General features: G+C 64.6%; 16 protein-coding genes. 11 read left to right on the top strand and 5 right to left on the bottom strand.

All coding sequences use genetic code 11. The annotated features are described in order from the left end of the window. Positions 1 to 55: 55 nt before the first annotated feature. Positions 56 to 1,855 carry an amidohydrolase family protein gene (locus P1IM2_RS00485; RefSeq protein WP_217373215.1) on the bottom strand — a complete coding sequence of 600 codons (1,800 nt, stop codon included), beginning with the start codon at positions 1,853 to 1,855 and terminating at the stop codon, positions 56 to 58. Positions 1,856 to 2,057: 202 nt separating this feature from the next. Between P1IM2_RS00485 and P1IM2_RS00490 the strand changes: the two genes are divergently transcribed. The 5 genes from P1IM2_RS00490 to P1IM2_RS00510 all read left to right on the top strand — a co-directional run bounded on the left by P1IM2_RS00490 (position 2,058) and on the right by P1IM2_RS00510 (position 9,899). Then, on the top strand, positions 2,058 to 3,344 hold the full coding sequence (locus P1IM2_RS00490; protein WP_186401092.1) for a dicarboxylate/amino acid:cation symporter: 1,287 nt from the start codon (positions 2,058 to 2,060) through the stop codon (positions 3,342 to 3,344). A gap of 2 nt (positions 3,345 to 3,346) precedes the next feature. After that, a complete protein-coding gene (locus tag P1IM2_RS00495; protein WP_186401093.1) occupies positions 3,347 to 3,811 on the top strand; it encodes a RidA family protein in 465 nt (154 codons plus the stop codon). 195 nt (positions 3,812 to 4,006) lie between these two features. Continuing rightward, complete coding sequence (locus tag P1IM2_RS00500; RefSeq protein ID WP_254535805.1) at positions 4,007 to 7,099, top strand: TonB-dependent receptor plug domain-containing protein; 3,093 nt, start codon at positions 4,007 to 4,009, stop codon at positions 7,097 to 7,099. Positions 7,100 to 7,276: 177 nt separating this feature from the next. Beyond that, positions 7,277 to 8,650 carry an amidohydrolase gene (locus tag P1IM2_RS00505; RefSeq protein WP_217373508.1) on the top strand — a complete coding sequence of 458 codons (1,374 nt, stop codon included), beginning with the start codon at positions 7,277 to 7,279 and terminating at the stop codon, positions 8,648 to 8,650. Position 8,651: 1 nt separating this feature from the next. Continuing rightward, on the top strand, positions 8,652 to 9,899 hold the full coding sequence (locus P1IM2_RS00510; RefSeq protein WP_186401094.1) for an amidohydrolase family protein: 1,248 nt from the start codon (positions 8,652 to 8,654) through the stop codon (positions 9,897 to 9,899). A gap of 31 nt (positions 9,900 to 9,930) precedes the next feature. Here the strand turns inward: P1IM2_RS00510 and P1IM2_RS00515 are convergent, their stop codons facing one another. Together P1IM2_RS00515 and P1IM2_RS00520 are read right to left on the bottom strand one after the other, a co-directional pair. Continuing rightward, the gene (locus tag P1IM2_RS00515) at positions 9,931 to 10,410 is read right to left on the bottom strand and encodes an Lrp/AsnC family transcriptional regulator (protein ID WP_186401095.1); all 480 of its coding nucleotides are present in this window, start codon (positions 10,408 to 10,410) and stop codon (positions 9,931 to 9,933) included. Beyond that, on the bottom strand, positions 10,407 to 11,747 hold the full coding sequence (locus P1IM2_RS00520; protein ID WP_186401096.1) for a dicarboxylate/amino acid:cation symporter: 1,341 nt from the start codon (positions 11,745 to 11,747) through the stop codon (positions 10,407 to 10,409). Before P1IM2_RS00520 ends, P1IM2_RS00515 begins: the two co-directional genes overlap by 4 nt. A 312-nt stretch (positions 11,748 to 12,059) precedes the next feature. Here P1IM2_RS00520 and P1IM2_RS00525 point away from each other — a divergent pair, with 312 nt between their 5' ends. The 5 genes from P1IM2_RS00525 (at position 12,060) to P1IM2_RS00545 (ending at position 19,562) form a co-directional block, all read left to right on the top strand. Continuing rightward, complete coding sequence (locus tag P1IM2_RS00525) at positions 12,060 to 12,734, top strand: RNA polymerase sigma factor (RefSeq protein ID WP_186401097.1); 675 nt, start codon at positions 12,060 to 12,062, stop codon at positions 12,732 to 12,734. 14 nt (positions 12,735 to 12,748) lie between these two features. Further along, the gene (gene metC, locus P1IM2_RS00530; RefSeq protein WP_217373214.1) at positions 12,749 to 13,951 is read left to right on the top strand and encodes a cystathionine beta-lyase; all 1,203 of its coding nucleotides are present in this window, start codon (positions 12,749 to 12,751) and stop codon (positions 13,949 to 13,951) included. A 66-nt stretch (positions 13,952 to 14,017) separates the two neighbouring features. Further along, a complete protein-coding gene (locus P1IM2_RS00535) occupies positions 14,018 to 16,486 on the top strand; it encodes a TonB-dependent receptor plug domain-containing protein (RefSeq protein ID WP_186401098.1) in 2,469 nt (822 codons plus the stop codon). A gap of 27 nt (positions 16,487 to 16,513) precedes the next feature. Beyond that, on the top strand, positions 16,514 to 18,004 hold the full coding sequence (locus P1IM2_RS00540; RefSeq protein ID WP_186401099.1) for a CRTAC1 family protein: 1,491 nt from the start codon (positions 16,514 to 16,516) through the stop codon (positions 18,002 to 18,004). Positions 18,005 to 18,938: 934 nt separating this feature from the next. Next, positions 18,939 to 19,562 (top strand): PilZ domain-containing protein, encoded by a 624-nt coding sequence (locus tag P1IM2_RS00545; protein ID WP_260833878.1) that lies wholly within the window; start codon positions 18,939 to 18,941, stop codon positions 19,560 to 19,562. A gap of 618 nt (positions 19,563 to 20,180) precedes the next feature. On the opposite strand, the gene P1IM2_RS00550 is transcribed toward P1IM2_RS00545, so the two are convergent. Further along, positions 20,181 to 21,521 carry an MFS transporter gene (locus P1IM2_RS00550; RefSeq protein ID WP_222102986.1) on the bottom strand — a complete coding sequence of 447 codons (1,341 nt, stop codon included), beginning with the start codon at positions 21,519 to 21,521 and terminating at the stop codon, positions 20,181 to 20,183. 10 nt (positions 21,522 to 21,531) lie between these two features. Further along, the gene (locus tag P1IM2_RS00555) at positions 21,532 to 22,062 is read right to left on the bottom strand and encodes a hypothetical protein (protein WP_186401101.1); all 531 of its coding nucleotides are present in this window, start codon (positions 22,060 to 22,062) and stop codon (positions 21,532 to 21,534) included. 132 nt (positions 22,063 to 22,194) lie between these two features. Here P1IM2_RS00555 and P1IM2_RS00560 point away from each other — a divergent pair, with 132 nt between their 5' ends. After that, on the top strand, positions 22,195 to 23,109 hold the full coding sequence (locus P1IM2_RS00560; RefSeq protein ID WP_186401102.1) for a LysR family transcriptional regulator: 915 nt from the start codon (positions 22,195 to 22,197) through the stop codon (positions 23,107 to 23,109). The last annotated feature ends 55 nt before the right edge of the window (positions 23,110 to 23,164 follow it).

Consider the following 23,164-nt stretch of genomic DNA (forward strand, 5'->3'; position numbering starts at 1 on the left):
ATTCAGCGGCGCGCTGCGGGCGGGAGAGGCCTTCGGGTCAAACAGCGGCGGCGGTTCAGTAGAAGCCCAGATTGTCGATCTCGCCCCACGCGCTGCTACCGGCTTCGCGCTCGACGATGACGCCGACCTGGACGAGATCGTCGCCGCGCCACGACGGCGGGCTGCCGCGGCCGGGCCGGGTCGGTACAAGCGCCGCAAACGGCACGCGCACCTCCGACCAGCCTTCTCTTGCCTCGATCGGGGCGGTAAATTCCCCGGCGAGCGTGTTGACGACCAGGCTATAGGCACCCGCGCCGCGCATCTCGAGCCGAACCCCTGCAAATTTGCGCGCATCGACAGGCCGGACCGAACCGCGGCTGAGCGGAATGAGGACGCCGCCTTCGGGCTTGTCCTTGAGCGACATACGCACGGCGAAGGCGAGCGCCGCGCCGTTGCCGGCGGCATGGGTGACGCGGTTGAGAACGACCGACGATCGCTCGACGCCGCCATCCATGTCGGTAAGCCGCAGCGTGTCGAGCGCGCTGCGCCCGTCGGCGCGCTCGAAGTCGTCGATCAGTGCGGCGGCGGGCAGCGCGGGGAGCGCGGTCGCCGAATTGCCCGCCGGCGGCTTGGCGCCCGCGCCATGGACCAGCGTGCCATCGACGAAGACGCTGTCGATCTTCTCGACGTCCGCAATCGTGTCCCATGGCTTGCCATCGATCAATATGAGATCGGCGCGCTTGCCCTTCTCGATCGTGCCGCGGTCGCCTGAAAGGCCGAGCGCGAGAGCGCTGTTCGACGTGCCCGCGAGCAGGGCAGCCTTCGGCGTCAGCCCCGCGCGCACGAGCAGTTCCATTTCCTGCAGCGTCGAGGTGCCGTGTTTCGCGCTGCCGATACCGGCGTCGGTTCCGACCACGATCGGCACGCCCGCGGCGAAGAGATTGCGGACATTTTCCTCGGCGAAGCCATATTTGCGGATGCGCAGGCGCGTCGCTGCGTCATCCTTGCGCCCGGGACCCATTTCGTCGGGCTTGAGCTGGTAGATGGCGAGGGTGGGCGCATAGAAGGTGCCTGCTTTCTTGATGCGCGCAATCGCGTCGGCATCGAGAAGACCATCCTGAATACTGTGCGCGATCACATCCACCCCGGCGTCGGCGGCGATCTTGCCGCGTTCGACGGTGACCGTGTGAGTCAGGACGCGCTGCCCGTGCTTGTGCGCTTCATCGGCGAGCGCCGCGAGCGTCTCGACGTTCATCGAGCTTTCCTCGGGCAGCTGACCGTAGCGCCAGCCGTCGGCGAATGCCTTGATATAATCGGGGCGATAGGACTGCAGCGCTCGCACTTCGCGGCGTGCGCTTTCGGGGGTGGCGACCCATTTGGTGGTGTTGGTGTCGCCCCAGTCGGCGCCATGGCCGCCCGGTGTGCTCATGCGCGCGACAAAATTGACGTGCGGCGCGTAGATGTCAGCCAGCCACGCCCGGCGCGGCGCAAAGGCTTCGGGCTGCTGATGGAAGTCATTCACCGTCGTGACACCACTCGCGAGATAGGCATTGGCGATTTGCGGCAAGGTGCCCGGCGAACCCGATGGCGACCAATGGGTGTGGACGTCGATGAATCCGGGAAGCAGGGCCTTGCCGTCGGCGCGCACGACCCTGGCGCCCGCCGGAACCCGGACGTCGGCGCCCACCGCATCGATCCGGCCGTCGCGGACGATCACCGTGCCGCGATAGGGATCCTTTCCGGTGGCGTCGAAAATCGTCGCACCGGTGATCGCGACCAGGTCGCCACCCGGGGTTGCGCGCGCCGCCTGACCGGCAAAGCCGACACAGACGGCGATCGCCGTTCCCGCAATCAGCATCTTCCCAACTGTGGCCACGCGTACCTCCTTGTCGTTGATCATCATCTTGCCCTGCTGTGACGCAGCCGCGGCGGATTACCCCACTATCTTTGCAGGCCATCCGCGCCATGTCGCGACAAAATGCGCTTGTCGACCGCATGACTGCTGGGGCGGGACACGCCGGCTGCGTCTCAGCATCCTGTACGCCCCCGCCCACCGGGGCGAAGCCGACGGGACAAATATGAACAGAGCTTTCGCCTTCCTCCTCATTTCCGCAATGATCGCCGGCATTGCGGCCGGCTGGTTCGTCAATGCACATTTCCCGGCCGCGAGGGCGGCCGAGGTCGCCGACAATCTCTCGATCCTCACCGATCTTTTCCTTCGCCTCATCAAGATGATCATCGCACCGCTCGTGTTCGCGACGCTCGTCGCGGGGATCGCGCATATGGAGGATGCGGCCGCGATCGGCCGCGTCGGCGCCAAGACGATGGGCTGGTTTATTGGAGCCTCGGTGGTGTCGCTCTCGATCGGGCTCGCCATGGTGCATCTCCTCCAGCCCGGGGCCGGCCTCGCGCTCGATCTGCCGACGACGAGCGCCGGCGGCGTTGTCGCGACCGCCGATTTCTCGCTCAGGCAGTTCGTGACCCACCTCATCCCGCAGTCGATCGTCCAGGCGATGGCACAGAATGAGATTTTGCAAATCGTCGTCTTCTCGGTGCTCGTCGGTTCGGCGGTCGCCGCGATCGACGACAAGGCGCCCGCGGTGCTCGCGCTGGTCGAGCAGGTCGCCGCGATCATGCTCAAGGTGACCGGCTATGTCATGAAGACCGCGCCGCTGGCGATCTTCGCGGCGCTCGCGTCGACCGTCGCGACGCAGGGTCCCGGCGTACTCGTGACCTATGCCGGGTTCGTATCGGGCTTCTACCTCTCGCTCGGCGTGCTCTGGCTGGTGCTGTTCCTCGCCGCCCTCGCCATCATCGGCGCGAGAGCCTTCGGACTCTTCCGGGCCATCCGCACCCCCGTCCTTCTCGCCTTTTCCACCGCCAGCTCGGAAGCCGCCTATCCCAGGACAATGGAGGTACTCGAGAAGCAGGGCGTCAATCGCCGGATCGTGTCCTTCGTCCTTCCCCTCGGCTACAGTTTCAATCTCGACGGCTCGATGATGTATTGCACCTTTGCCGTTCTCTTCATCGCTCAGGCCTATGGCATCGAGATGAGCATGGGCCAGCAGATCACGATGCTGCTCCTGCTGATGGTGACCTCAAAGGGGATGGCCGGCGTCCCGCGCGCCTCGCTCGTCGTGATTTCGGCGACGCTCGCCTATTTCAAGCTCCCCGAGGCGGGGCTGCTCCTCATTCTGGCGGTGGATCATCTGCTCGACATGGGCCGCTCGGCAACGAATGTGGTCGGCAATTCGGTTGCCGCGGCGGTCATCGACCGCTGGGAAGGACGCCGCGTGGCGCGCGAAGCCGCCGCAGGGCAGTCCGGGCCCGCCAATCAGACGCCAACGCTTGCAACCAAGGAGTAATTATGCCGCGTATCGAAAGCCGCCTCGCCAGCCTCGGGATCGAGTTGCCGCAACTCTGCCCGCCGGTCGCCAACTATGTATCGGCGAAGCGTTCGGGGAACGTCGTCCAGATCTCCGGTCAGCTATCCTCGCGTGCGAGCGGCGGCGGGATCAAGGGAAGCGTCGGCGCCGACTGCAGCCTTGCCGACGGAATCACCGCCGCGCGCCTCTGCGCGATCAACCTTATCGCGCAGTTTAAGGCGGCGGCCGATGGCGATCTCGACCGCATCCGCGTTCTGCGCCTCGGGGGCTACGTCCAGGCGGGGCCGGAATTCTTCGAGATCCCGGCGGTAATGAACGGCTGCTCCGACCTGATCGTAGATGTCTTCGGCGACGCCGGCAAGCACGCGCGTTCGGCGATCGGGGTTTACCGCCTGCCGTTCAATTTCGCGGTAGAGGTCGACGCATCCATCGAAATTGTCGCTTGAAGACCAGGCAATAGGCACGATGCTGCCGCTCGCAATTTCCGCATAAACTTTCCTTCAATACGACCCGATTGAAATTTTCTGCCGCGACGCGGTGGGGAATCCGAAACGGGCTGCGTCAAAGCGAATTGAGATGGGGGGCACATTCCATCCCAATTCGCGCAAGGACGGCGCAGCGCAAAAATAAGGGGATCTGGCATGACATATATCGAACTGACCGGCCGCCGGAGGCTGATGGCCGCGGCATCGCTCATTATGTTGGCGACGGCGACCAGCGCGGCTGCGCAGCAGCAGGCCGACGACACCGCGATGGCGACCGAGCCCCAGAGCGCGCCGCGCGGCGAGGAAATCGTCGTGACAGGCAGCCGGATCGCCGGGACCAAAATTACCGAAGCGCTGCCGGTGACCGTTGTCGGCGAGGACGAAATCGCGGCGACCGCGGCCGTGTCGGGGGACGATCTGATCCGGTCGATTCCGCAGATGAGCGACCAGTCCTTCAACAGCAGCAATGGCCAGACGAGCAGCAACTTCGCCCGCGGCGATGTCGGCTCGATCGATCTGCGCGGACTTGGCGTCGGCAATACGCTCGTCCTGCTCAATGGCCGCCGGCTGGTGCAGCATCCGAGCAGCCAAGCGAGCACCTCGCTCGCGCCGGTCATAACCTATAATACCAATTCGATCCCCGTATTCGGGGTGAAGCGCCTCGAGGTGCTTCGCGATGGTGCGGCGGCGCTATACGGAACCGACGCCGTGGCCGGTGTCGTGAACACGATCCTGCGCGACAATATCAACGGCGGCGGGCTCTCGCTGCAATATGGCGGCGCCGAAGGCACGGGGCTGCGCGAATTTACCGGGTCGGGCTATTGGGGGACCGACTTTGCCGAGAACCGGGGCAATATCTCGCTCCTCTTCAACTACACGCACCGCTCGGCGCTCTCGTCGCGCGACCAGGATTATACGGCGACCGCCGACCACCGCTTCTTCGATGCGTTTCTCGGCACGCCTTTCGAGGGGTCGAACAGTCTCGACGACACCAGCACACTTTCGCATTGGGGCAACTTCACGACCGGCGTCCGCGTTCGCCAGGGCGCGACAAATATCACGACGGCTGGCGGCGTCTTTTCGATTCAGCCGACCGCAAACGGCGGCTGCTCGGTCGATCTGGGCAATGGCATCTGCATCGACGACGCGACGCGCGCGACCACCGGTGCCGATCGCAACACCCGGTGGGATTCGCAGAAATATTTCGATCAGTCGATCATGCCCAAGCTCGATCGCATCAATGTCTTTGCGAACGGCCATTATGATCTTTCCGATACGCTGACGATCTTCGGCGAGGCAGGCTATTATTACGCCAAGACGCGGAGCCTTCAGGACAGCGTCTTCTCGATCGGGTCGATCCAGATGACGGTCCCGGCCTCCAATTACTGGAATCCCTTCGGTCCGGTGACCTTCGCCGATGGCTCGACCAATCCGAACCGTCTGCCGGGGATCGACGCGCCGGCGGCCGGGCTGCCGGTGACCATCACCAGCTATCGCTTCACCGACTTCGGCCCGACCGTCGTCGACGTCACCAATCGTCAGTTCCGCGTGCTCGGCGGGCTTCGCGGGCAGGCGCTCGGCTTCGACTGGGAAAGCGCCCTCCTCTACTCCGAAGCGACGGTTCGCGATGTCCAGGACGGTATCAGCGCAACGCTTCTTCAGCAGAATCTCGCGCTTTCGACGGCCGCGGCCTATAACCCTTTCGCGGGCGGCGATCCGGCCGACCCCATGGGTCCGCCGATCACGGCGGGCAATGTGGCCGCCGGCGAGGATTTTCTCATCAAGTCGGTTCGGCGCGGCAAGTCGAAACTCGCCCAGTGGGACTTCCGCGCCTCGAAGCCCGATCTACTGGCGCTTCCGGCCGGCGACGTCGGGCTCGCAATCGGCGCCGAACTGCGGCGCGATTCCTATCTCGATGACCGCGACGCGCGCGTCGACGGTACGATCACCTGGACCGACAGCGTTACCGGCACCGAGCAGCCCAGCGATCTGTTCGGGGTCAGCCCGACCCCCGACACCAGCGGGTCCCGAACCGTCTTTGCCGCCTATACCGAGCTTGCGGTTCCGCTGATCTCGCCGGAAATGAACATCCCGCTCGTGCGCAGCTTCGAGCTGCAGCTCGCCGGCCGCTACGAACATTATTCCGATTTCGGCAGCATTGCGAAACCCAAGGTGGCGGCGGCATGGGATCTGTTCGACGGCTGGCGCGTTCGCGGCTCGTGGGCCCAAGGGTTCCGAGCGCCGAACCTTGAACAGACCAATGCCACAATCATCACGCGCGGCAATACGCGCACCGACTGGGTGCGCTGCGAAGCCGATCTGCGCGCAGGCCGGATCGCGACGTTCGACGCTTGCGCGCAAAGCTATGTGACGACGGGCCGCCGCGCCGGCAACCCCGATCTCAAGCCCGAGACCTCGACAACCTGGACGATCGGCACGGTGCTCGAACCGCCCGCGTTCAACACCGGTCGCCTGCGGACGACCTTCACCATGGACTTCTGGCAGGTGAAGCAGAAGGGCATCGTCGGCATATATGGCGAAGGAAATGCGCTGATCAGCGACTATCTCGCCAGGCTCCAGGGATCGAGCGACCCCACCGTTGTGCGCCTGGCCCCGACGGCGGACGATATTGCGCTTTTTGCGGGCACGGGCATCGATCCGGTGGGCCGCGTCCAATATGTCGACGATCAGTATCGCAATCTCGAGCCGCAGACGGTGCGCGGTATCGATTTCGGCCTCAACATCGGGCTCCGCGATACGGGCATCGGCGACTTCAGCTTCGCTGCCAATGCCGCTTATCTGCTGAAATATTTCCGCGACGTCTCGCCGGATATCCAGGCCTTGCTCGATGCGCGCGCCGCCGGGCAAATCAATATCGACACGGTCATTCCCGAATCGTCGAATCTCGTCCGCAACGACGGTTTCCCGCGCTGGCGCGGTTCGGCATCGCTGACCTGGAAGCTCGGGCAGGTCACGGCGGGCGGTTTCGTCAACTATACCGGAAGCGTCATCGACGATGACATTTCGATCAACGGCGAGAATCTGCTGATCAAGGCCTACACGACGGCGAGCCTTTATGTGCAGTACGACTTCAAGGGCGGCTTTACCGACGGCACGCAGCTTCGCCTCGGGGTGCGCAACATCACCAACGCGAAGCCGCCGCTCGATTCGAGCGCCTATGGCTATATGGGCTCGCTGCATTCGCCGATCCCCCGCTATTGGTATGTGAACGTCCGCAAGACCTTCTGACCCCTGCGGCCGCCGTGCAGAGACGCATGGCGGCCGGTTCGCCGCCCTTCCTATCGTTTCGAACAAGGTGATCCAGGCGTGACACGACCTTCCTGCTCCATTCCCCCCTACCCCAGGCGCCTTGCCCGCCGCGGCGCGCGCGCCGTCCGCGTCACGCTTCTCGGATCGGCGCTTGCATTGCTTGCCGGTTGCGCGGCCGGCGCGGCGACGCCGCCTCGGCCCGCCGCGCCGCCGCTCGCTGAAGACGCTGCGCCACCCGCACCTTTCGCGAGCACCTATCAGCCGCGTCCCGCCCCCGACACCGCGATCGTCGGTGCCTCGATCTTCACCGGCACCGGGGCACGGATCGACGATGGCACGGTTCTGATGGCAGCCGGCAAGATCGTGGCGGTGGGGACCGACATCCCCATTCCGTCGAACGCGCGGGTCATCGACGGGCGCGGCAAATGGGTGACCCCGGGGATCATCGATGCCCATTCGCACCTCGGCGTCTTTCCAGCACCCGGCGTCCAGGGCCATGCCGACGGCAATGAGAATATCGATCCCTATACCGCGCACGTCTGGGCTGAGCATTCGATCTGGCCGCAGGACCCGGTGTTCACCAAGGCCCGCGCCGGCGGCGTGACGAGCCTTCTCATCCTGCCCGGCTCCGCCAATCTATTCGGCGGGCGCGGCGTCAGCGTGAAGAATGTGCCCGCGATCACCGTCCAGCAGATGAAATTTCCTGGCGCGCCCTACACGCTCAAGATGGCGTGCGGCGAGAATCCCAAGGGCCGTTACGGCAGCCGAGGCCGCGCACCAGCGACCCGCATGGGCGAAGTGGCCGGTTTCCGCCGCGCCTGGATCGACGCCGCCGAATACGCCCGCAAGGTCGACGCCTATGAAAAGAAGCGTGCGCGCGGTGAAGGCGGCGAAGCACCGAAGCGCGACCTCGGCCTCGAGACGCTCGCCGGCGTCCTCAAGAGCGATATTCTGGTCCAGAATCATTGCTACCGCGCCGACGAAATGGCGGTCATGCTCGATGTCGGCCATGAGTTCGGCTACAAGACCCGCGCCTTCCACCATGCCGTCGAAGCCTATAAGATCGCCGACCTCCTGGTTGCCGACGATGTCTGCGTCGCGACCTGGGCGACGCGCTGGGGCTTCAAGATGGAAGCCTATGACGCGATCGAGGAAAATGCCGCGATCCTCAGCAAGGCAGGGGTCTGCGTCGCGATCCACTCCGACGAGCAGAGGCTGATCCAGCGGCTCAACGTCGAAAGTGCTGTCGCGATGGCCGCGGGACGCCGCGCGGGCATCGACATTCCGCAGGAAGAGGCGATCAAGTGGATAACCATCAATCCGGCGAAGATCATGGGCATCGCCGACAAGACCGGATCGCTCGAACCCGGCAAGATGGCCGACGTCGTGCTGTGGAGCAAAAATCCCTTCAGCGTCTACGCGATCGCCGAGAAGGTCTTCATCGACGGCGCGCTGGTTCTCGACACGAGCGATCCCGCCACGCGCTACCGAAGCGATTTTGAAATCGGCCAACCGGTCGGGGAGGAATGAGATGCAACGACGGCTCCCAGTGTTCGTAAGCCTCGCCCTGGCCCTCGCTGCGACCGCAACGCCGGTCGCAGCGCAGACTTTCGCGATCACCAATGCCCATCTTCTGACCCCCGGCCCTGTCGGCGAAGTCGAGAATGGCACGGTGCTGGTGCGCGACGGGCGGATTTCCGCCGCCGGCTCGAATGTCGCGGTCCCCGCGGGCGTGCGGACGATCGACGCCAAGGGCGCGGTCGTCACGCCCGGGCTCATCGCGGTGAACACCGCGCTCGGCCTGATCGAGGTCAGCTCGGTCGATGGCTCGGTCGACAACAAGACGCATAATTCGGGGATCAGCGCTTCGTTCGACGTTCAATACGGGCTCAATCCCGCCTCGACGCTTATTCCGATCGCGCGTCTCGGCGGCATCACCCATGCGGTCGTCATGCCCGACTATGATGACAGCGAGAAGGAGCGCGAACTGCCCTTCGCCGGCAAGGCGGCGCTCATTTCGCTCGGCGATGGCGCGAACATTCTCCACCGCCCGGGCGTCGGCATGATGCTCGAGCTCGGCGAGGACGGTGCCGCCCGCATCGGCGGCTCGCGCGCCGCCGAGTTCGTGCAGTTGCGCCAGATCTTCGACCTCGCCCGCCAGGCACCGCGCGACGAATATCCCTTCGAACTCTCGCAGGCCGACGTCGCGGCGCTCAAGCCAGTGCTCGCGGGAACGATGCCGCTGATCGTCGTCGTCCACCGCGCCGCCGACATCCAGCAGGTGCTGAAGCTCGCCCGCGACTACAAACTGAAGATCATCCTCTCGGGCGCCGAAGAAGCCTGGCGCGTCGCCGACGAGATCGCCGCGGCTAGGGTTCCGGTGCTCATAAACCCGACCTCGAATATTCCCTCCAATTTCGACATGCTTGGCGCCTCGCTCCAGAATGCGTCGATCCTGAAGGCGGCGGGGGTCGAGATCGCGATCGGCGGCAATGACGCCGGCCACCGGGTCCGCGAGATGCGCTACAACGCGGGTCTCGCCGTGTCGCGCGGCCTTCCCTATGCCGCCGGGATCGAAGCACTCACGCTTGCGCCGGCGCATATTTTCGGCGTCGCCGACGAGATGGGGTCGATCGCGCCCGGCAAAGCCGCCGACATGGTGATATGGGACGGCGATCCGCTCGAGCCCCTGACCCTGCCGTCCGCGATCTTCATCGGGGGCAAGGAACAGCCGCTGACCTCGCGCGCAACCATGCTCGGCGAACGCTACGCCCGCTGAGCGCGTCGCGGCGCCGTCGTCCGCCCCAGGGTCAGGACGGACGCGCCGAGAGCGGCAGCGCGGTGGTGCACTTGATTTCTTCCATCGAGAAGGCCGAGCTCACATCGGTGAGACGGATCGAACGAATGATGCGCCGGTAGACCGCGTCATAGGCGGCCATATTCTCGACCCTGAGCTTGAGCAGATAATCGACGTCGCCGGTCATGCGATAGAATTCGACGACTTCGGGGATATCGCGGATCGCCGAGTTGAGCATCTCAAGCCAGGCTTCGCTATGCTCCGACGCACGCAGGCTGACGAAGACGGTGAGGTCGAGGCCGAGCGCGCTTGCGTCGAGGATCGTGACCCGGCGCGCGATCACGCCGCTCTCCTCGAGCCGCTTGATACGCCGCCAGCAGGCGTTTTGCGACATATTGGCCTTGGCGGCGACCGCAGCGACCGAAAGCGTCGCGTCCTCCTGGAGGAAGCCCAATATCCGGACATCGGCATCGTCGAGTGAAACGCGGGTCATGACATGGCTCCTGCTTGGTCTGCCGTATCGGATCGCGAGGGTGCAAGGTGCGCGAGACCATCGCCCGCCCGAGGCGGGCTCAGATCGTCATGCGCTGCGCCCTCCTTCGCCTGCGGCCCGAGGCGCGCGATCGCGGTCGTCGCGGCGACATCCATCGTAACATTGCCCACCGTGCGGACGAGATCGGGAACCATTTCGACCGCGATAAGCAGCGCGAGCGGCTCGATCGGAACGCCCATCGCAACGCAAATCGGAGCGATCGAGGTCAGGAAGCTCACCTGTCCGGGCAAGCTCACCGAGCCGATGGTCGTGATCGCGGCAACCGCCGCCCCTGCCGCGATCGCGGCAGGGGCGAGTGGCAGGCCGAGCCAATGCGCTACATAAATGGCCACCGCCAGGTTCATCGCCGGACTGGTCACCCGGAATATCGCGACGGCGACCGGCAGCGACACGCGCGACACCGAGCGGTCGACGCCGAGATCGGCTGCCGCCTTCAGCATCGGCGGCAGCGAGGCGAGCGAAGACTGGGTGCTCAATGCGACCGCCTGGGCCGGCGCGACCGCCCTGGCGAAAGCCAGCAAGCGCACGCGGCCGCCAAAGACGGCGAGCGGATAGGCAAGTGCCCAGGCGGCAAACCCCGCGCTCGATACGATGAGGACATAATGGGCGAGCGCCCCGATCGCCGAGGTTCCCGCCCGCGCGCCGACGCCGAAGGCGAGCGCGAGCACGCCCAACGGCGCCAGCACCAGCACCCAGCCGACGATAAGCAGTACCGCGCTCGCAATCGTATCGAAAAAGGCCGTCACAGGCTCGCGTTGCGCTGCGGGGAGACGCGCGAGCGCGACGGCGAACAGCGCGGTGAATAGAATGAGCGGCAGCAAGGCGTCATTTGCGGCCGCTGCAACAGGGTTGGTCGGCACGATCGAGCGCAGGAAAGCGCCGATCCCGACCGTCGGCGCGTCGATATGCGCCGTCGCCGACAGACTCGTCGCGAGCGAACGCGCCGCCTCGGCCGGCATTGGAAACATCTCCAGCAGCGCCGGCACGAGCAGTGCCGCCATCGCGGTGGAAATCCAAAGCAGCGCGATGAAAAGAATGACCGACCGCATCGCGACGCGGTCGCCGCGGGCGCTGTCGACCGTCTTCGCAATGCCGGTAATGAGGAGCGAGACGACGAGCGGAATGATCGTCATGCGCAGGCCGTCGAGCCAGATGCCGCCGACACTGTCGGCGACCGACACGGCGTCGGCGAGCCCGGCGAACCCGAGCCGCGTCCAGCCCACACCCGCGCCGAGCCCGACGATCAACGCCGACAAAATGAGCCAGGTTCTCGCCATGTCATCCCTCCTCCCGCCCCTCGACAGAAGGGCCCCTTGGCTTTGACGCGCTGCGACGCGAACACCCCATCGGCAAAAGCCGGTTTCGGCGAGGAAGTTTCGCGGCGAACTACCACCATCGCGCGCCTCTACCGCTCCCAAGGCGTTCGATTCGTTCGAACCGACGCGAATGATGCCGCGCTTCGATCATTTAATCGACATAATTCCAATCACCCGATCAAATATCCCAAGATTTGACGTTTCATTGCCAAAGTCGGTGAAGAATTTACCCCGAGCTACATGTCATAAAATGTCGCGACAAGGGGACGCACCATGACATTCAGCGCCTATGAGGCAGAGTATGAGACCGAAAACATCGCCTCCGAGGGCGATTGGATCGAGACGACGGGTTCGCGCGCCGATGAAAAGCCTGTCCCCGAGGCATCCGACGGGGGCAAGGAACTGATCGAGGCCTTCTGGCCGCACCTTCCGCTCCTCAGGAAATTCCTGGGCCGCCGCGTTCCAGCCGCCGATCTCGATGATGTCCTTCAGGATATTCTCCTCAGCATTGTCCGGCGAGCCGACGCCGCCGCGGTCATTCACCCCAAATGCTATCTCTTCCAGGCCGCTCACGCCGCACTGATAGACCGTCATCGCCGCCACACCTCCCGTCGCCGGGATTGCCATTGCCCCCTCGACGAACCCGATCATCCGGTGGACGAGCTTTCACCGCTGCGCATACTGCTCGCAAGGGACGAGATCCGGGCGGTAGAAACCACGCTGAGCAAGCTGCCCGAACGCACGCAGGAAATTCTCGTCGCGGTCCGCGTCGAGGGATCGAGCCTGAAGAGTCTCGCGAGCCGCTACAATATCTCGACGAGCGCAATCGAAAAACATGTCACCAAAGCCGCCAAGGCGCTTTCGGGCATCCGCCGCAGCGACCTGGTCGCGGCGCACCGGGGCAGGCTTTCGCCGCAGCGGCACAACCCCCTCTCCCACTCCATATGAGAAAGACAAGATAAATGACGCCTTGCAATATGGTCCACGAGCAGACCCGGCTCATCCACGGCGACACGCCGTGCGACGCGCTTCAGCGGACCCCCGGCCCGCCGATCCAGCGCGGCTCGACCGTCCTTTTGCCGACATGCGAAGCGCTCTACGACGGCGGCAAGGTAACTTATGGACGCGTCGGCCTCTCGACCCAGCGCACGCTGCGCGACGCGCTGCGCGATCTCGAGAACGCCGACGAAGCCTTCCTCTATCCCTCGGGGCTCACCGCGATCACGGGCACCCTGCTCGCCCTGTTGTCGGCGGGCGACGAAGTGCTCGCCTGCGACACGGTCTATAATCCGACCCGGCGCTTTCTCGCCGGCACGCTCGCCCGCTACGGCGTCACCGCCAGCTATTTCGACCCCGCCGACGACGCCGAGGCGATCCGTGCGATGATCACGCCCAAAACCCGTGTGATCTTCCTCGAATCCCCCGGGTCGCTGAGCTTCGAGATGCAGGACGTTCCCGCCATCGCCGCGATGGCAAAGGAAGCCGGGGTGATAACGGTCATCGACAATACCTGGGCGGCGGGTGTGCTGTTCAAGCCGCTCGATCACGGGGTCGATGTCAGCATCCAGTCGCTCACCAAATATGTGTGCGGCCACTCGGACGTCTTCATGGGACTTGCCGCCGCCAAGGGCCAGGCCGCCGACCTCCTTGCGAGCTCGAGCTACGAGACTGGCTGGGCGGTGTCGCCCGACGACGCCTATATGGCGATCCGCGGCCTGCGCACGCTGCGCACCCGCCTCGCACAGCACGGCGCCGCCGCGCTCGAGGTGGCGCGCTGGCTCGAGACGCAGCCCGAGGTTCAGTCGGTCATGTGTCCCGCGCTTCCCTCCGATCCGGGCCACGCGATCTGGAAGCGAGATTTTACCGGTATCTGCGGCCTCATCGGAGCGATTCTCGAACCGGCCGCGGGCGCCGCGGTCGCGCGGATGGTGGAAAGCCTCGAGCTTTTCGGACTGGGCTTCAGCTGGGGCGGCTATGAGAGTCTCGCGATTCCGGTCGATCAGCAGCTCAAGGCCCGGACGCACAAGATCAGCTATCCCGGCCCCTTGCTAAGATTGCACATCGGGCTTGAATCGGTGGATGACCTCATCGCCGATTTGCGGCAAGGGCTCGACACCCTTTCCCGGGACAATGTTTCGCGGCCGCGGCTCAGAGCCGCCGGATAGCGCCGGGATCAAAGACATAATGACAGGGTTCAACAGGGGAACGTTTCAAAACGTTTTAGGAGCAAGATGATGAAAAACTATACGAGACTGCTCATGGGGGCATCATGTGTGGCAGCAGCGATGGCGTCGCCAGCGCACGCGCAAGAAACGGCCGACGCCGCGGGCGATACGGCCGCGGCGAGCGAAATCGTCGTCACCGGCACGCGCGGGCAGGCGCGCAGTGTCCTCTCGAGCCCGACCCCGATCGACGTCATCGGCGGGGAGGATATCGAAAAGCTCGGCGGCGGCATGCAGCTGCGCGACGTGCTGACGCAGCTCGTACCCTCGTTCCAGTCGACCACCGTCGGCAGCTCGTCGTTCAACAGCCTCACCCGCCCGGCGGGCTTGCGCGGCCTGTCGGGCGTCCATGTGCTCGTGCTCGTCAACGGTAAGCGCCGCCATAACAGCTCGATCATCGACTTCAACTCGGGCGCGACCTCGCAGGGCGGCAATCCGGTCGATCTCGACCTCATCCCGTCAAGCGCGATCGAGCGCATCGAAGTTCTACGCGACGGCGCCTCGGCGCAATATGGCTCGGACGCGATCGCCGGCGTCATCAACGTCATCCTCAAGACCAATGATGCGGGCGGCAAGGCGTCGCTCGAAGCGGGTCAGCGTTACGGACGCGACGGCAGCGGCAGCGACGGCGAGACCATCTCGGCCAGCGTCTCGCACGGCTTCGCGATCGGCGACGGGGGTTCCTTCACCCTCTCGATCGAGGGCAAGAAAGCGCAGCCGACGATCCGCAATTCGGCGATCCCCGACAATATCAACTTCTACGCGCTGCTGCCAGGCGGCGTCCGCGATCCGCGCGAAGCCACGGTCAATCGCCGCACCTATCTTGGCGGCCTTCCCGAGGTGAAGGACGTCAAGGTCGCGCAGACGCTGGTCGTGCCGCTCGGCAATGTCGAACTCTATTCCGACGGAACCTTCGGCTACCGCGAGGCGCGTGTCGGTCAGGCGGGACGGCGCCCCGCGACCAACCAGAATATCATCGAAATCTATCCCGATGGCTTCACGCCCTTCTACACGCTGAAGGAAACCGACTTCCAGCTGACCGGGGGCCTGCGGGGCGAAGCCGCAGGATGGAACATCGACCTCAGCAGCACCTATGGCCGCAACCACGCCGAGAACGGGGCCGACAACACGCTCAACGCGTCGCTTGGCCCGTCGAGTCCGACCGAGTTCAAGACCTTCAGCTCGGCGTTCGACCAGTGGACCAACAATCTCGACCTCACCCGGCGGGTCGAACTCGGGGGCGAGGCCGCACTTCAGGTCTCGCTCGGCGCCGAATATCGCTATGAGAGCTATGTCACCAAGCCGCTCGACGTCGACAGCTACCGCAACGGGGGCTATTTCTACCCGACCGGCAATCTCGCGGGAACGCCCGCGCAGGTCGGCGCGCAGGGCGCGATCGTCGTGACGCCGGAAGATGCGGCCGACCTCAATCGCAATATCTGGGCTGGCTATGTCGATCTTGCGCTCGACGTGAGCCCACGCTTCCTGATCACCGGCGCCGGCCGCTTCGAGCATTATGATGACAGTTCGGGCAGCGTGTTCAGCGGCAAGCTCTCGGCGCGCTACGAAGTGACCGACTGGCTCGCGCTGCGCGGGGCGTTCAGCAACGGCTTCCGCGCGCCGTCGCTGACCCAGCAGGGCTTTGCACAGACCTCGACCTCGATCAACCTGGTCGGGGGCGTCTACATTCCCGTGCTGACCAAGATCGTCAAGACGGGATCGCCGGTCGCCAATGCGCTCGGCGCCGAGCCGCTCAAGCCGGAGAAGTCGAAAAACTACAGCCTTGGCTTCACCCTCACCCCGGCGGCGGGGCTCAATATCTCGGTCGATGCCTATCAGATCGATCTCGAGGACCGGATCACGCTCACAGGCCTGCTCTCGGGCACCGGCGTGCGCAACATCCTCGTCACCAACGGCTTCTCGGGCGACCAGTCGGTGCGCTTCTTCACCAACGCGGTCGACACGCGCACGCGCGGTGTCGACGTGGTGGCGACCTATGCGTTCAACCTGGGAGAAAGCAGCCGTGTGCGTACGAGCCTCGGGTTCAACTATAATGACACCGACATCACCCACATCGCCGAGAATCCGCCCGAACTGGCGGGCCTCGGCCTGACGCTGTTCGATCGCCGTACCCAGGGTTGGTTCACATCGGCGGGCAAGACTAAGCTCATCCTCGGTCTCAACTGGGAGGCCGGACGATTCGGGATCAACGTCAAGGAAACACGCTACGACAAGTTCAAGAGCCTCGATAACAATCCGGCGAACGACCAGAGCTTCGGGGCCAAGTGGGTCACCGATCTCGAGGTGAGCTACCGTGCGACCGACGCGCTCAGGCTCGCGGCGGGCGCCTATAATCTCTTCGACGTCTACCCCGACAAGACCACCGTCGCCAATACGATCGGCCTCGCGCCTTATGGCGCCGGACCGTTCGGACAATATGGCGGCTATTATTACGGCCGGATCTCGCTCGATTTCTGACCTTGATCCTCCACGGGAGTCCGTATCATGCGCAAGAATCTGATACGGATCCTGTCCTGGACCGTCCTCGCGACCGGTATTGCCGGTGGCGGGGCGGCCGGGACGCCCGATCCGGCTTTCACCGCGGTACAGACTGCCGCGTTCAGCCTGCCCGGTTCGCTTTCGAACAGTTGGGCCGACTTCGACCGCGACGGCGATCTTGACCTTGCTGTCTCGCTCAAGAGCGGCGAGATTCGCCTCTATCGTAATGAGCGCGGCCGCTTCACGAGCATCGGCGCAGCACTGGGCCTTCCTGTCTCGGGCGCCGAGATGCGTGGCCTCGCCTGGGGCGATTATGACGCGGACGGATGGCCCGATCTCTATGCGGGTGCGACCGACGCAGGCGCCGCCAATCTTCTTTTTCACAATGCTGGCGGACGCAGGTTCGTGGCGCAAGGCGGCGAGCCTGTCGCCGCCGGGCGATCGGCGCGCCAGTCGAGCTGGGTCGACTTCGACAATGACGGCGACCTCGATCTCTTTGCCGCGAACCGCTCGGGTCCCAACGCTCTCTATCGCCAGCAAGCCGACGGATTCACACGCGTCGCCGCCGACCAGGCCGGGGATGACGCGCGGCCGACCGTCGGTGCCTGCTGGTTCGATTACGACCGCGATGGCGACCTCGATCTCTTCCTCGCCAACCAGGCCGGCGCAACCGATGCGCTGTGGCGCAACGACGGCGATCATTTCGCCGATGTCGCCGCGATGCTTGGCATGGATCGCCCTGGCCGAAGCCGCACCGAGGGCAGCGTCGGCTGCGCCATCGGTGATTATGACAATGACGGCGAACTCGACCTTTTCGTGGCCAGCTATGGGGTCAACATCCTCTATCGCAACAAGGGTGACGGCAGTTTCGAAAATGTGGCCCCGCAAATGGGCCTTGCCGAAGACAATCATGCGGTTGGCGCGGCATGGGGCGATTTCGACAATGACGGCTGGCTCGATCTCTTCGTCACCGCCTACACCGGTCCCTCGGGCGCGCAGCGGCCCGCGAACCGTCTTTATCGCAATTTGGGCGGCAAGGGGTTCGCCAATATCCTGCTCGCTGGCTCGGCGCTCAATGTCGCGGACCACGGCGTCCAGTGGATCGATTATGATGCCGATGGCGCGCTCGATCTCTCGGTGACGCGGGGCTATACTGCAACCGGCGGTCATTTCCTTTTTCACAATGATCTGGGGGCAGCGCGCGCGCGCCGCAGCCTCGCGGTGCGCGTCCTTGACCGGACCGGACACTTCACCCGTATGGGCGCCGAGGTCAGACTTTATGATCGAAGTGGCCAGATTCTTGCGACGCGCCAGATATCGACGGGCGATGGCTATAATTCGCAGGGCACCCAACCGCTCCATTTCGGGCTCGCGTCACTGGAACCCGTCACCCTAGAAGTCAGTTTCATGGGCAAGGCCGGCCGCAAGACGCAGCGCCTCGAGGGCATCCGCCCGGCCCGCTTTGCCGGCCGCGAGCTCGTCATCAAGGAGCGATAGCCCACCGGCTCAGAGCATCATGGCAGCCGCTCTATCGCAGACGCAAACGCCCGACCAAATTGCAAATGCTCGCTGAGAGGCTGACGTTCGATTCAGCGGTGCGATGAAGCCGGGTGCATGGTTCCGCCGCGCCATCGTCAGCGGATCGTCGGCAGCGCCAAGCGACTTTTTTGGCATTCAACGGTGCCTTGGCTTCGCATGCCAGCGCGCGTTATCCCCATTATTTCCGTAGAGGAAATGCCCGCTCATCAAAGCGCCTTTTAAGTATTTATTAACGCTAATCGCGCACCTTGTCCTCGGGGGGGCACCTCGCGGACGGAGATTTCGCAGTGCCCGACGTGACGAATTACAGCGCAGCAGCAAGTGGGCCGAAGGCGCCTTGCCCGCCGAGCGCGCCGCCCAGACGTCAAAAATCGAACGGCCCCGGGGCCGGCGCGCACGACGCAGCGGGGGCCGCCTCGCTTCGGACCCGCGCCGCCGGTGCATTCGTACTCTGCGCTCTCACGCATCATTCGCGCCGCACTGACCGATCGCGCCTATTTGCGCGGCGAGCCTTGCTGGCCCTTTCCATCCGTCGATCGCGTTACCGCGGCCGAAAAGCTTATGGATGCCCTGCGTTCCCCACAGCGCCTGGCATCCTAGGGGCGGTGCGACATGCTGGTCCCGCCTGCACCGCCCCGACATTCTTTCCCGCGCGCCGAGCGGCGAGGCACCAAGACCCGCACAGGCAGCAACGGGCGAACCGATTGCGAAGCGCCGCGCACTGCGCGCGCTGATTTCGAAAGGACCGCGATCTGCTCTTTCGGCGCGTGGGAGCGCCGCAAGGCGCCAAGCCGGACCCCCGCGTCCGGCGCGCGCGAGGCGCTGATGGGCCTCACGCGCTCGAGAGAGGAGAGCGAAGGTGGTAAGTCCCCATCGGTCCACATCATTTCCCGTGCAGACTGCGGATACGGGCGATCACTCGGAGGCCGGGCGAGCGACGGCGAAGCCCAATCGTCGTGCCTCGCAGCGCCACCTCGCGGTCTGCCGGACGGCCCGCGTCATGCGCGCCGGTGACGCGGGTCTCTGGCGCGTGCGCAACATATCCGACACCGGCATGATGCTCGCCGCCGATGTCCCACTCCGCATCGGCGAGCGCCTCCAAATTGCGCTTTCGGAATCGACCACGCTGCGAGGCTCGATCAAATGGGCCGAGGGCGGTCGGTGCGGTGTCGCCTTCGACGAGACCATCGACGCGGCGGCGCTGCTCAGGCAGCTCGCCGACGAGCAGCGCTCGGCGGGCTATCGCGCCTTCCGTCTCCCGGTCGAAATCGAGGCGATCCTCCTCCTTCGCAGCGACGCGGTCGCAATCGACCTGGTCGACATATCGCAGCATGGCGCGGGCTATCGCTGCAGCGAAAGGCTCGAACCCGGCAGCGAAGTTGAGATCCTCCTCCCCGGGGAGACGAACCGGCGGCGGGCGCTTGTGCGATGGTCACGGCGCCAGCGCGGCGGGCTGTGGTTTGCCGAGCCACTCGACCGGACGAGTCTCGAAAGCGTCGCCCGCCTGCGGCGCTGACCGGCACAGGCCATTCGCAAGCTGACAAGGCGTCGTGCTCCCCAATCATCCATCTTTCTCATGATGCCCGGACGATATCTCCACAGCTCCGTCACATGCTCGATTCCAATCACAAACCCGAAACTTTTGGGCATGTCGCGCGTAGTTGGCAGATGGACTCCGGACCAAATGTGACCTTGCACCTTAGGCGCGATCTTGGCCACCTTCGCGCAATCGGAATCCTGAAAATTCTGCATCGATACCATCAGTCAGGCGCCACGCAGATAGCGGCGACATTGCTCGCACATCAGGTGCGGAGGATCCATGACCAAAATCATGTCGGTCCCTCGGCTCTGGTCTCGTGGCGCAACTCGCCCAGAGGCCAACTGGAGGCGGCCCCAAGCCGGGGCAATCCGGACCATCTGACGATGGTTGATGACGCTAGTCCGCGCCAATAATACATTATTTCTGCCCCTTGCGAACGCTTGGCGGTGCCCCGTAGAATGGCCGGTTTCGGACTGGCAGCTTCTAGGTGGCGAACCTAGAGAAGCGGACATTCGAAACCGACGGGGCGGCGATGACAGCGCGCGACCGAATTCGGACAGACCAGCTTCAGGTTGACGAGAAAATAGTGCCCTCTCAGCGATCGTTCGACCAGCTGATCGCAGCAGATGCGAACGCGGCAAGCGCGGCAATTTCGAATGCGAGCGGCGCGGCCATTCTCACCGCGACTGCCGAAAGCAAAATCGATGCGGTTAGAGCGCCAGTGACCTGCCCCGCAAGTCGGGCCGTTCCCTGTACGCCGCCGGCCGATGCCGCACGGTCAACGGGTACGGATAGGAAGAGCGTCCGGTTGTTAGGCGTCTGAAACAGGCCGAACCCGATCCCGCAGAGAATGACGCCGAGGATGTGCGTGGCCGCGCCCCACTTGGGTGGAGCCGCCGCAAGCACGGCCAATCCGCATGCCAGCACTAAAGTCCCTGCGGCGCAGAGCAGCGCCGGCCGAACCCGCTCCAAAAGGCGAGTAGTGATCGGCGTCGTCAGCAGTACGGCAATTGGCCAAGGCGTCATGATGAGGGCGATATCCCTGGCCGATAATCCGAGCCGGTCATGCAGGGCGAAGGGCAACATCAGCAGCGCGACGCTCATTGCGATAAAGCACAAGACCGACGCCAGCACCGACCGTGTGAAGGTGCGCGACCGAAAGAACGGCAACGGCAAAAATGGAGTGTGGCGGCGGGCATCACGGCGGATGAGGAGCCAGAGCCCGGTGCCGCCGGACGCCAACAGAATTGCAGCGGCCGGTCCCGACTGACGCGCGAGGCCGACTGCAATGATGAAAGCCGGAACAATGCCTGCATATGCGAGCAGCCCAACGCGGTCGATTTCCTTGCTGACACTGCGCCGCGACGGCAGCGAAGAGGCCGTCAGCAGCGCGATGCCCGCCAGCAGCACGCTAGCTGCGAAAACGAAGCGCCAACTTCCGAGCCCCAAAAGCGAGGCTCCGATCGTCGGACCTGCAGCCGAGCAAAGCGCGACCGTCATGGCATTCCAGCTGATCGCGAGGCCGAAGTCCTTTTCCGCGACCGTCTGGCGGAGCAAGGCGATACCCAGGGCCATGATGGCCGCGGCGCCGGCCCCTTGAACAACCCTGAAAGCGATGAGCGAAGGGAAATCGGGCGCAAGCGACGATCCCGCCGCGCAGAGCGCGAATAGACCCGCACCCGCGACAAAAGTCGGACGGTAGCCAAAGCGCTCGCCGATAGCCGCGAGTGGTAGCAGTCCGGCGGCGAGCGCCCCCTGATAGGCGATCATGAGCCAGACCACAGACGAGGGCCCGACGCGAAGCGCTCCCGCGATCGACGGGAGCGCGATGTTGACGCTCGATGCATCGAGCACTGCTGCCGCCATCGCGAAAAGGACACTCGCGATGGCGGCGCGGCGGCGCAACGCGGAAGACGGGATCGAGCGGCTCGACACTGTGACGGTCTTAAACCGAGGGAACCCAGACGCCGCCTTGGTCGGCATAACGGACCATCGTCGTCTCGAGGCGGAGATCGCGCGCTGTAAAGCGAAACTGGATTGCCGGTCCGCTGACGCACCGGGTGTCGTGGATATCGCCGGGCAGATAGACCTGCACCTCGCCCGGCCGGACCAGTGTCGATCCGCGCTTGACGAGACGAGGCGCTTCGTCGGGTCCTTCGACACGCGCGTAAGTTCCCATTTCCATTTCGCCGTCCAGAACGCCGTAGATGACCCAGCTCTCGCCATGGTCGTGCGGGACGCGATAGCGTCCCTCAGCCTCGGTGTGGGCCAGCAGCACGAAGCCATGCACCGGATCGCGATAAAGCTCGCGGCTTTCCGGGCGCTCGTGGCAGAGGTCGGCAAGCCACCCTTCGGTCCGCGGCGCCTGGAGCAATTCAGCGAGGCGCGCACCGTAATTTTCGATCAGCTCGGAGGTCAACGCCCCCCAATTGTCTCGTACGCGGCCAGCGAAGAGGTCGAGAGATGTTCCAGTCATGACAAACTCCTGTCTCGTTGTAATCGAGACCGAAGATAGATGGGCTACGGCATGGCGGAAGGCGCAGCATTTGCACTCCATCATTGCGCTTGACGCTATGCCATAGACGCAGCCCGTGTTATTGCCATGGCCATGAGCGGACCCGACCTCAATCTGCTTTTCACCCTGGACGCCTTGCTTCAGCAAGGCAGCGTCGCGGGCGCAGGACGCAGGCTCGGCCTCAGTCCCTCCGCGATGAGCCGAGCCCTTGCACGCCTCCGGACAGTGACCGGCGATCCGCTGCTCGTCCGTGCTGGTCGCGGGCTGGTTGCAACCCCCCGAGCCGAGGCAATGCGCGACGAGGTCCACCGGCTCGTGGAGGATGCCCGCGCCATCCTGCGTCCCGCCGACACCGTTGACCTCTATCGCCTCGACCGGACCTTTGTGCTGCGAACCAGCGACGGTTTTGCGGAGACGATCGGGCCGGCGCTGATACAGCGCGTCGCCGAAGAGGCGCCGCACGTTCGCATCCGCTTCATCCGGAAGCTCGACAAGGACAGCACAGGCCTCCGCGATGGGGAAATCGATCTCGAAACCGGCGTTGTCGGGACTTCGATCGGACCCGAGGTACGCGCGCAGGCGCTATTTGAAGACCGCTATGTTGGTGTCGTGCGCGCAGGTCATCCGCTTGCGAGAGGCAAAATGAGTGCGGAGCGTTATGCCGGGGGGCGGCATGTCCTCGTCACTCGGCAGGGACTCGGGCTCGGTGCGATCGACGAAGCGCTCGAGATGATTGGACTCGCCCGAACGATCGTGACCACGGTCGATGGCTTCGCCGCAGCGCTTGCGCTCGCGCGTGGCTCTGATCTCGTCTCTACGGTTCCAGAGCGCCATACGATCGGCCTACGCGACGGGATGGAGACGTTCGCGCTACCAGTGGAGACCGACGCATTTACGATTTCGTTGCTCTGGCACCCCCGCATGGAAGGGGACGCTGCGCACCGCTGGCTGCGTCAGCTGGTACGAAAAGCGTGCGTCGATGTCCTCCAAGTCGCTCCCGGCGGGTAAATCCACGCGATACATGGCGCCAGACGCACGAATGGAATGCAAGTGATGCGCCTTC

Origin of the sequence: Sphingopyxis sp. P1IMeth2, from assembly GCF_900185685.1 — a bacterium.
GTDB lineage: Bacteria > Pseudomonadota > Alphaproteobacteria > Sphingomonadales > Sphingomonadaceae > Sphingopyxis > Sphingopyxis terrae_A.

Coding starts and splice junctions, on each gene's coding strand:
- P1IM2_RS00490 (WP_186401092.1), top strand. CDS start 2,058: ATGAACAGAGCTTTCGCCTTCCTCCTCATTTCCGCAATGATCGCCGGC.
- P1IM2_RS00520 (WP_186401096.1), bottom strand. CDS start 11,747: ATGGCGAGAACCTGGCTCATTTTGTCGGCGTTGATCGTCGGGCTCGGC.
- P1IM2_RS00500 (WP_254535805.1), top strand. CDS start 4,007: ATGACATATATCGAACTGACCGGCCGCCGGAGGCTGATGGCCGCGGCA.
- P1IM2_RS00540 (WP_186401099.1), top strand. CDS start 16,514: ATGCGCAAGAATCTGATACGGATCCTGTCCTGGACCGTCCTCGCGACC.
- P1IM2_RS00560 (WP_186401102.1), top strand. CDS start 22,195: ATGAGCGGACCCGACCTCAATCTGCTTTTCACCCTGGACGCCTTGCTT.
- metC (WP_217373214.1), top strand. CDS start 12,749: ATGACGCCTTGCAATATGGTCCACGAGCAGACCCGGCTCATCCACGGC.
- P1IM2_RS00555 (WP_186401101.1), bottom strand. CDS start 22,062: ATGACTGGAACATCTCTCGACCTCTTCGCTGGCCGCGTACGAGACAAT.
- P1IM2_RS00495 (WP_186401093.1), top strand. CDS start 3,347: ATGCCGCGTATCGAAAGCCGCCTCGCCAGCCTCGGGATCGAGTTGCCG.
- P1IM2_RS00510 (WP_186401094.1), top strand. CDS start 8,652: ATGCAACGACGGCTCCCAGTGTTCGTAAGCCTCGCCCTGGCCCTCGCT.
- P1IM2_RS00525 (WP_186401097.1), top strand. CDS start 12,060: ATGACATTCAGCGCCTATGAGGCAGAGTATGAGACCGAAAACATCGCC.
- P1IM2_RS00515 (WP_186401095.1), bottom strand. CDS start 10,410: ATGACCCGCGTTTCACTCGACGATGCCGATGTCCGGATATTGGGCTTC.
- P1IM2_RS00535 (WP_186401098.1), top strand. CDS start 14,018: ATGATGAAAAACTATACGAGACTGCTCATGGGGGCATCATGTGTGGCA.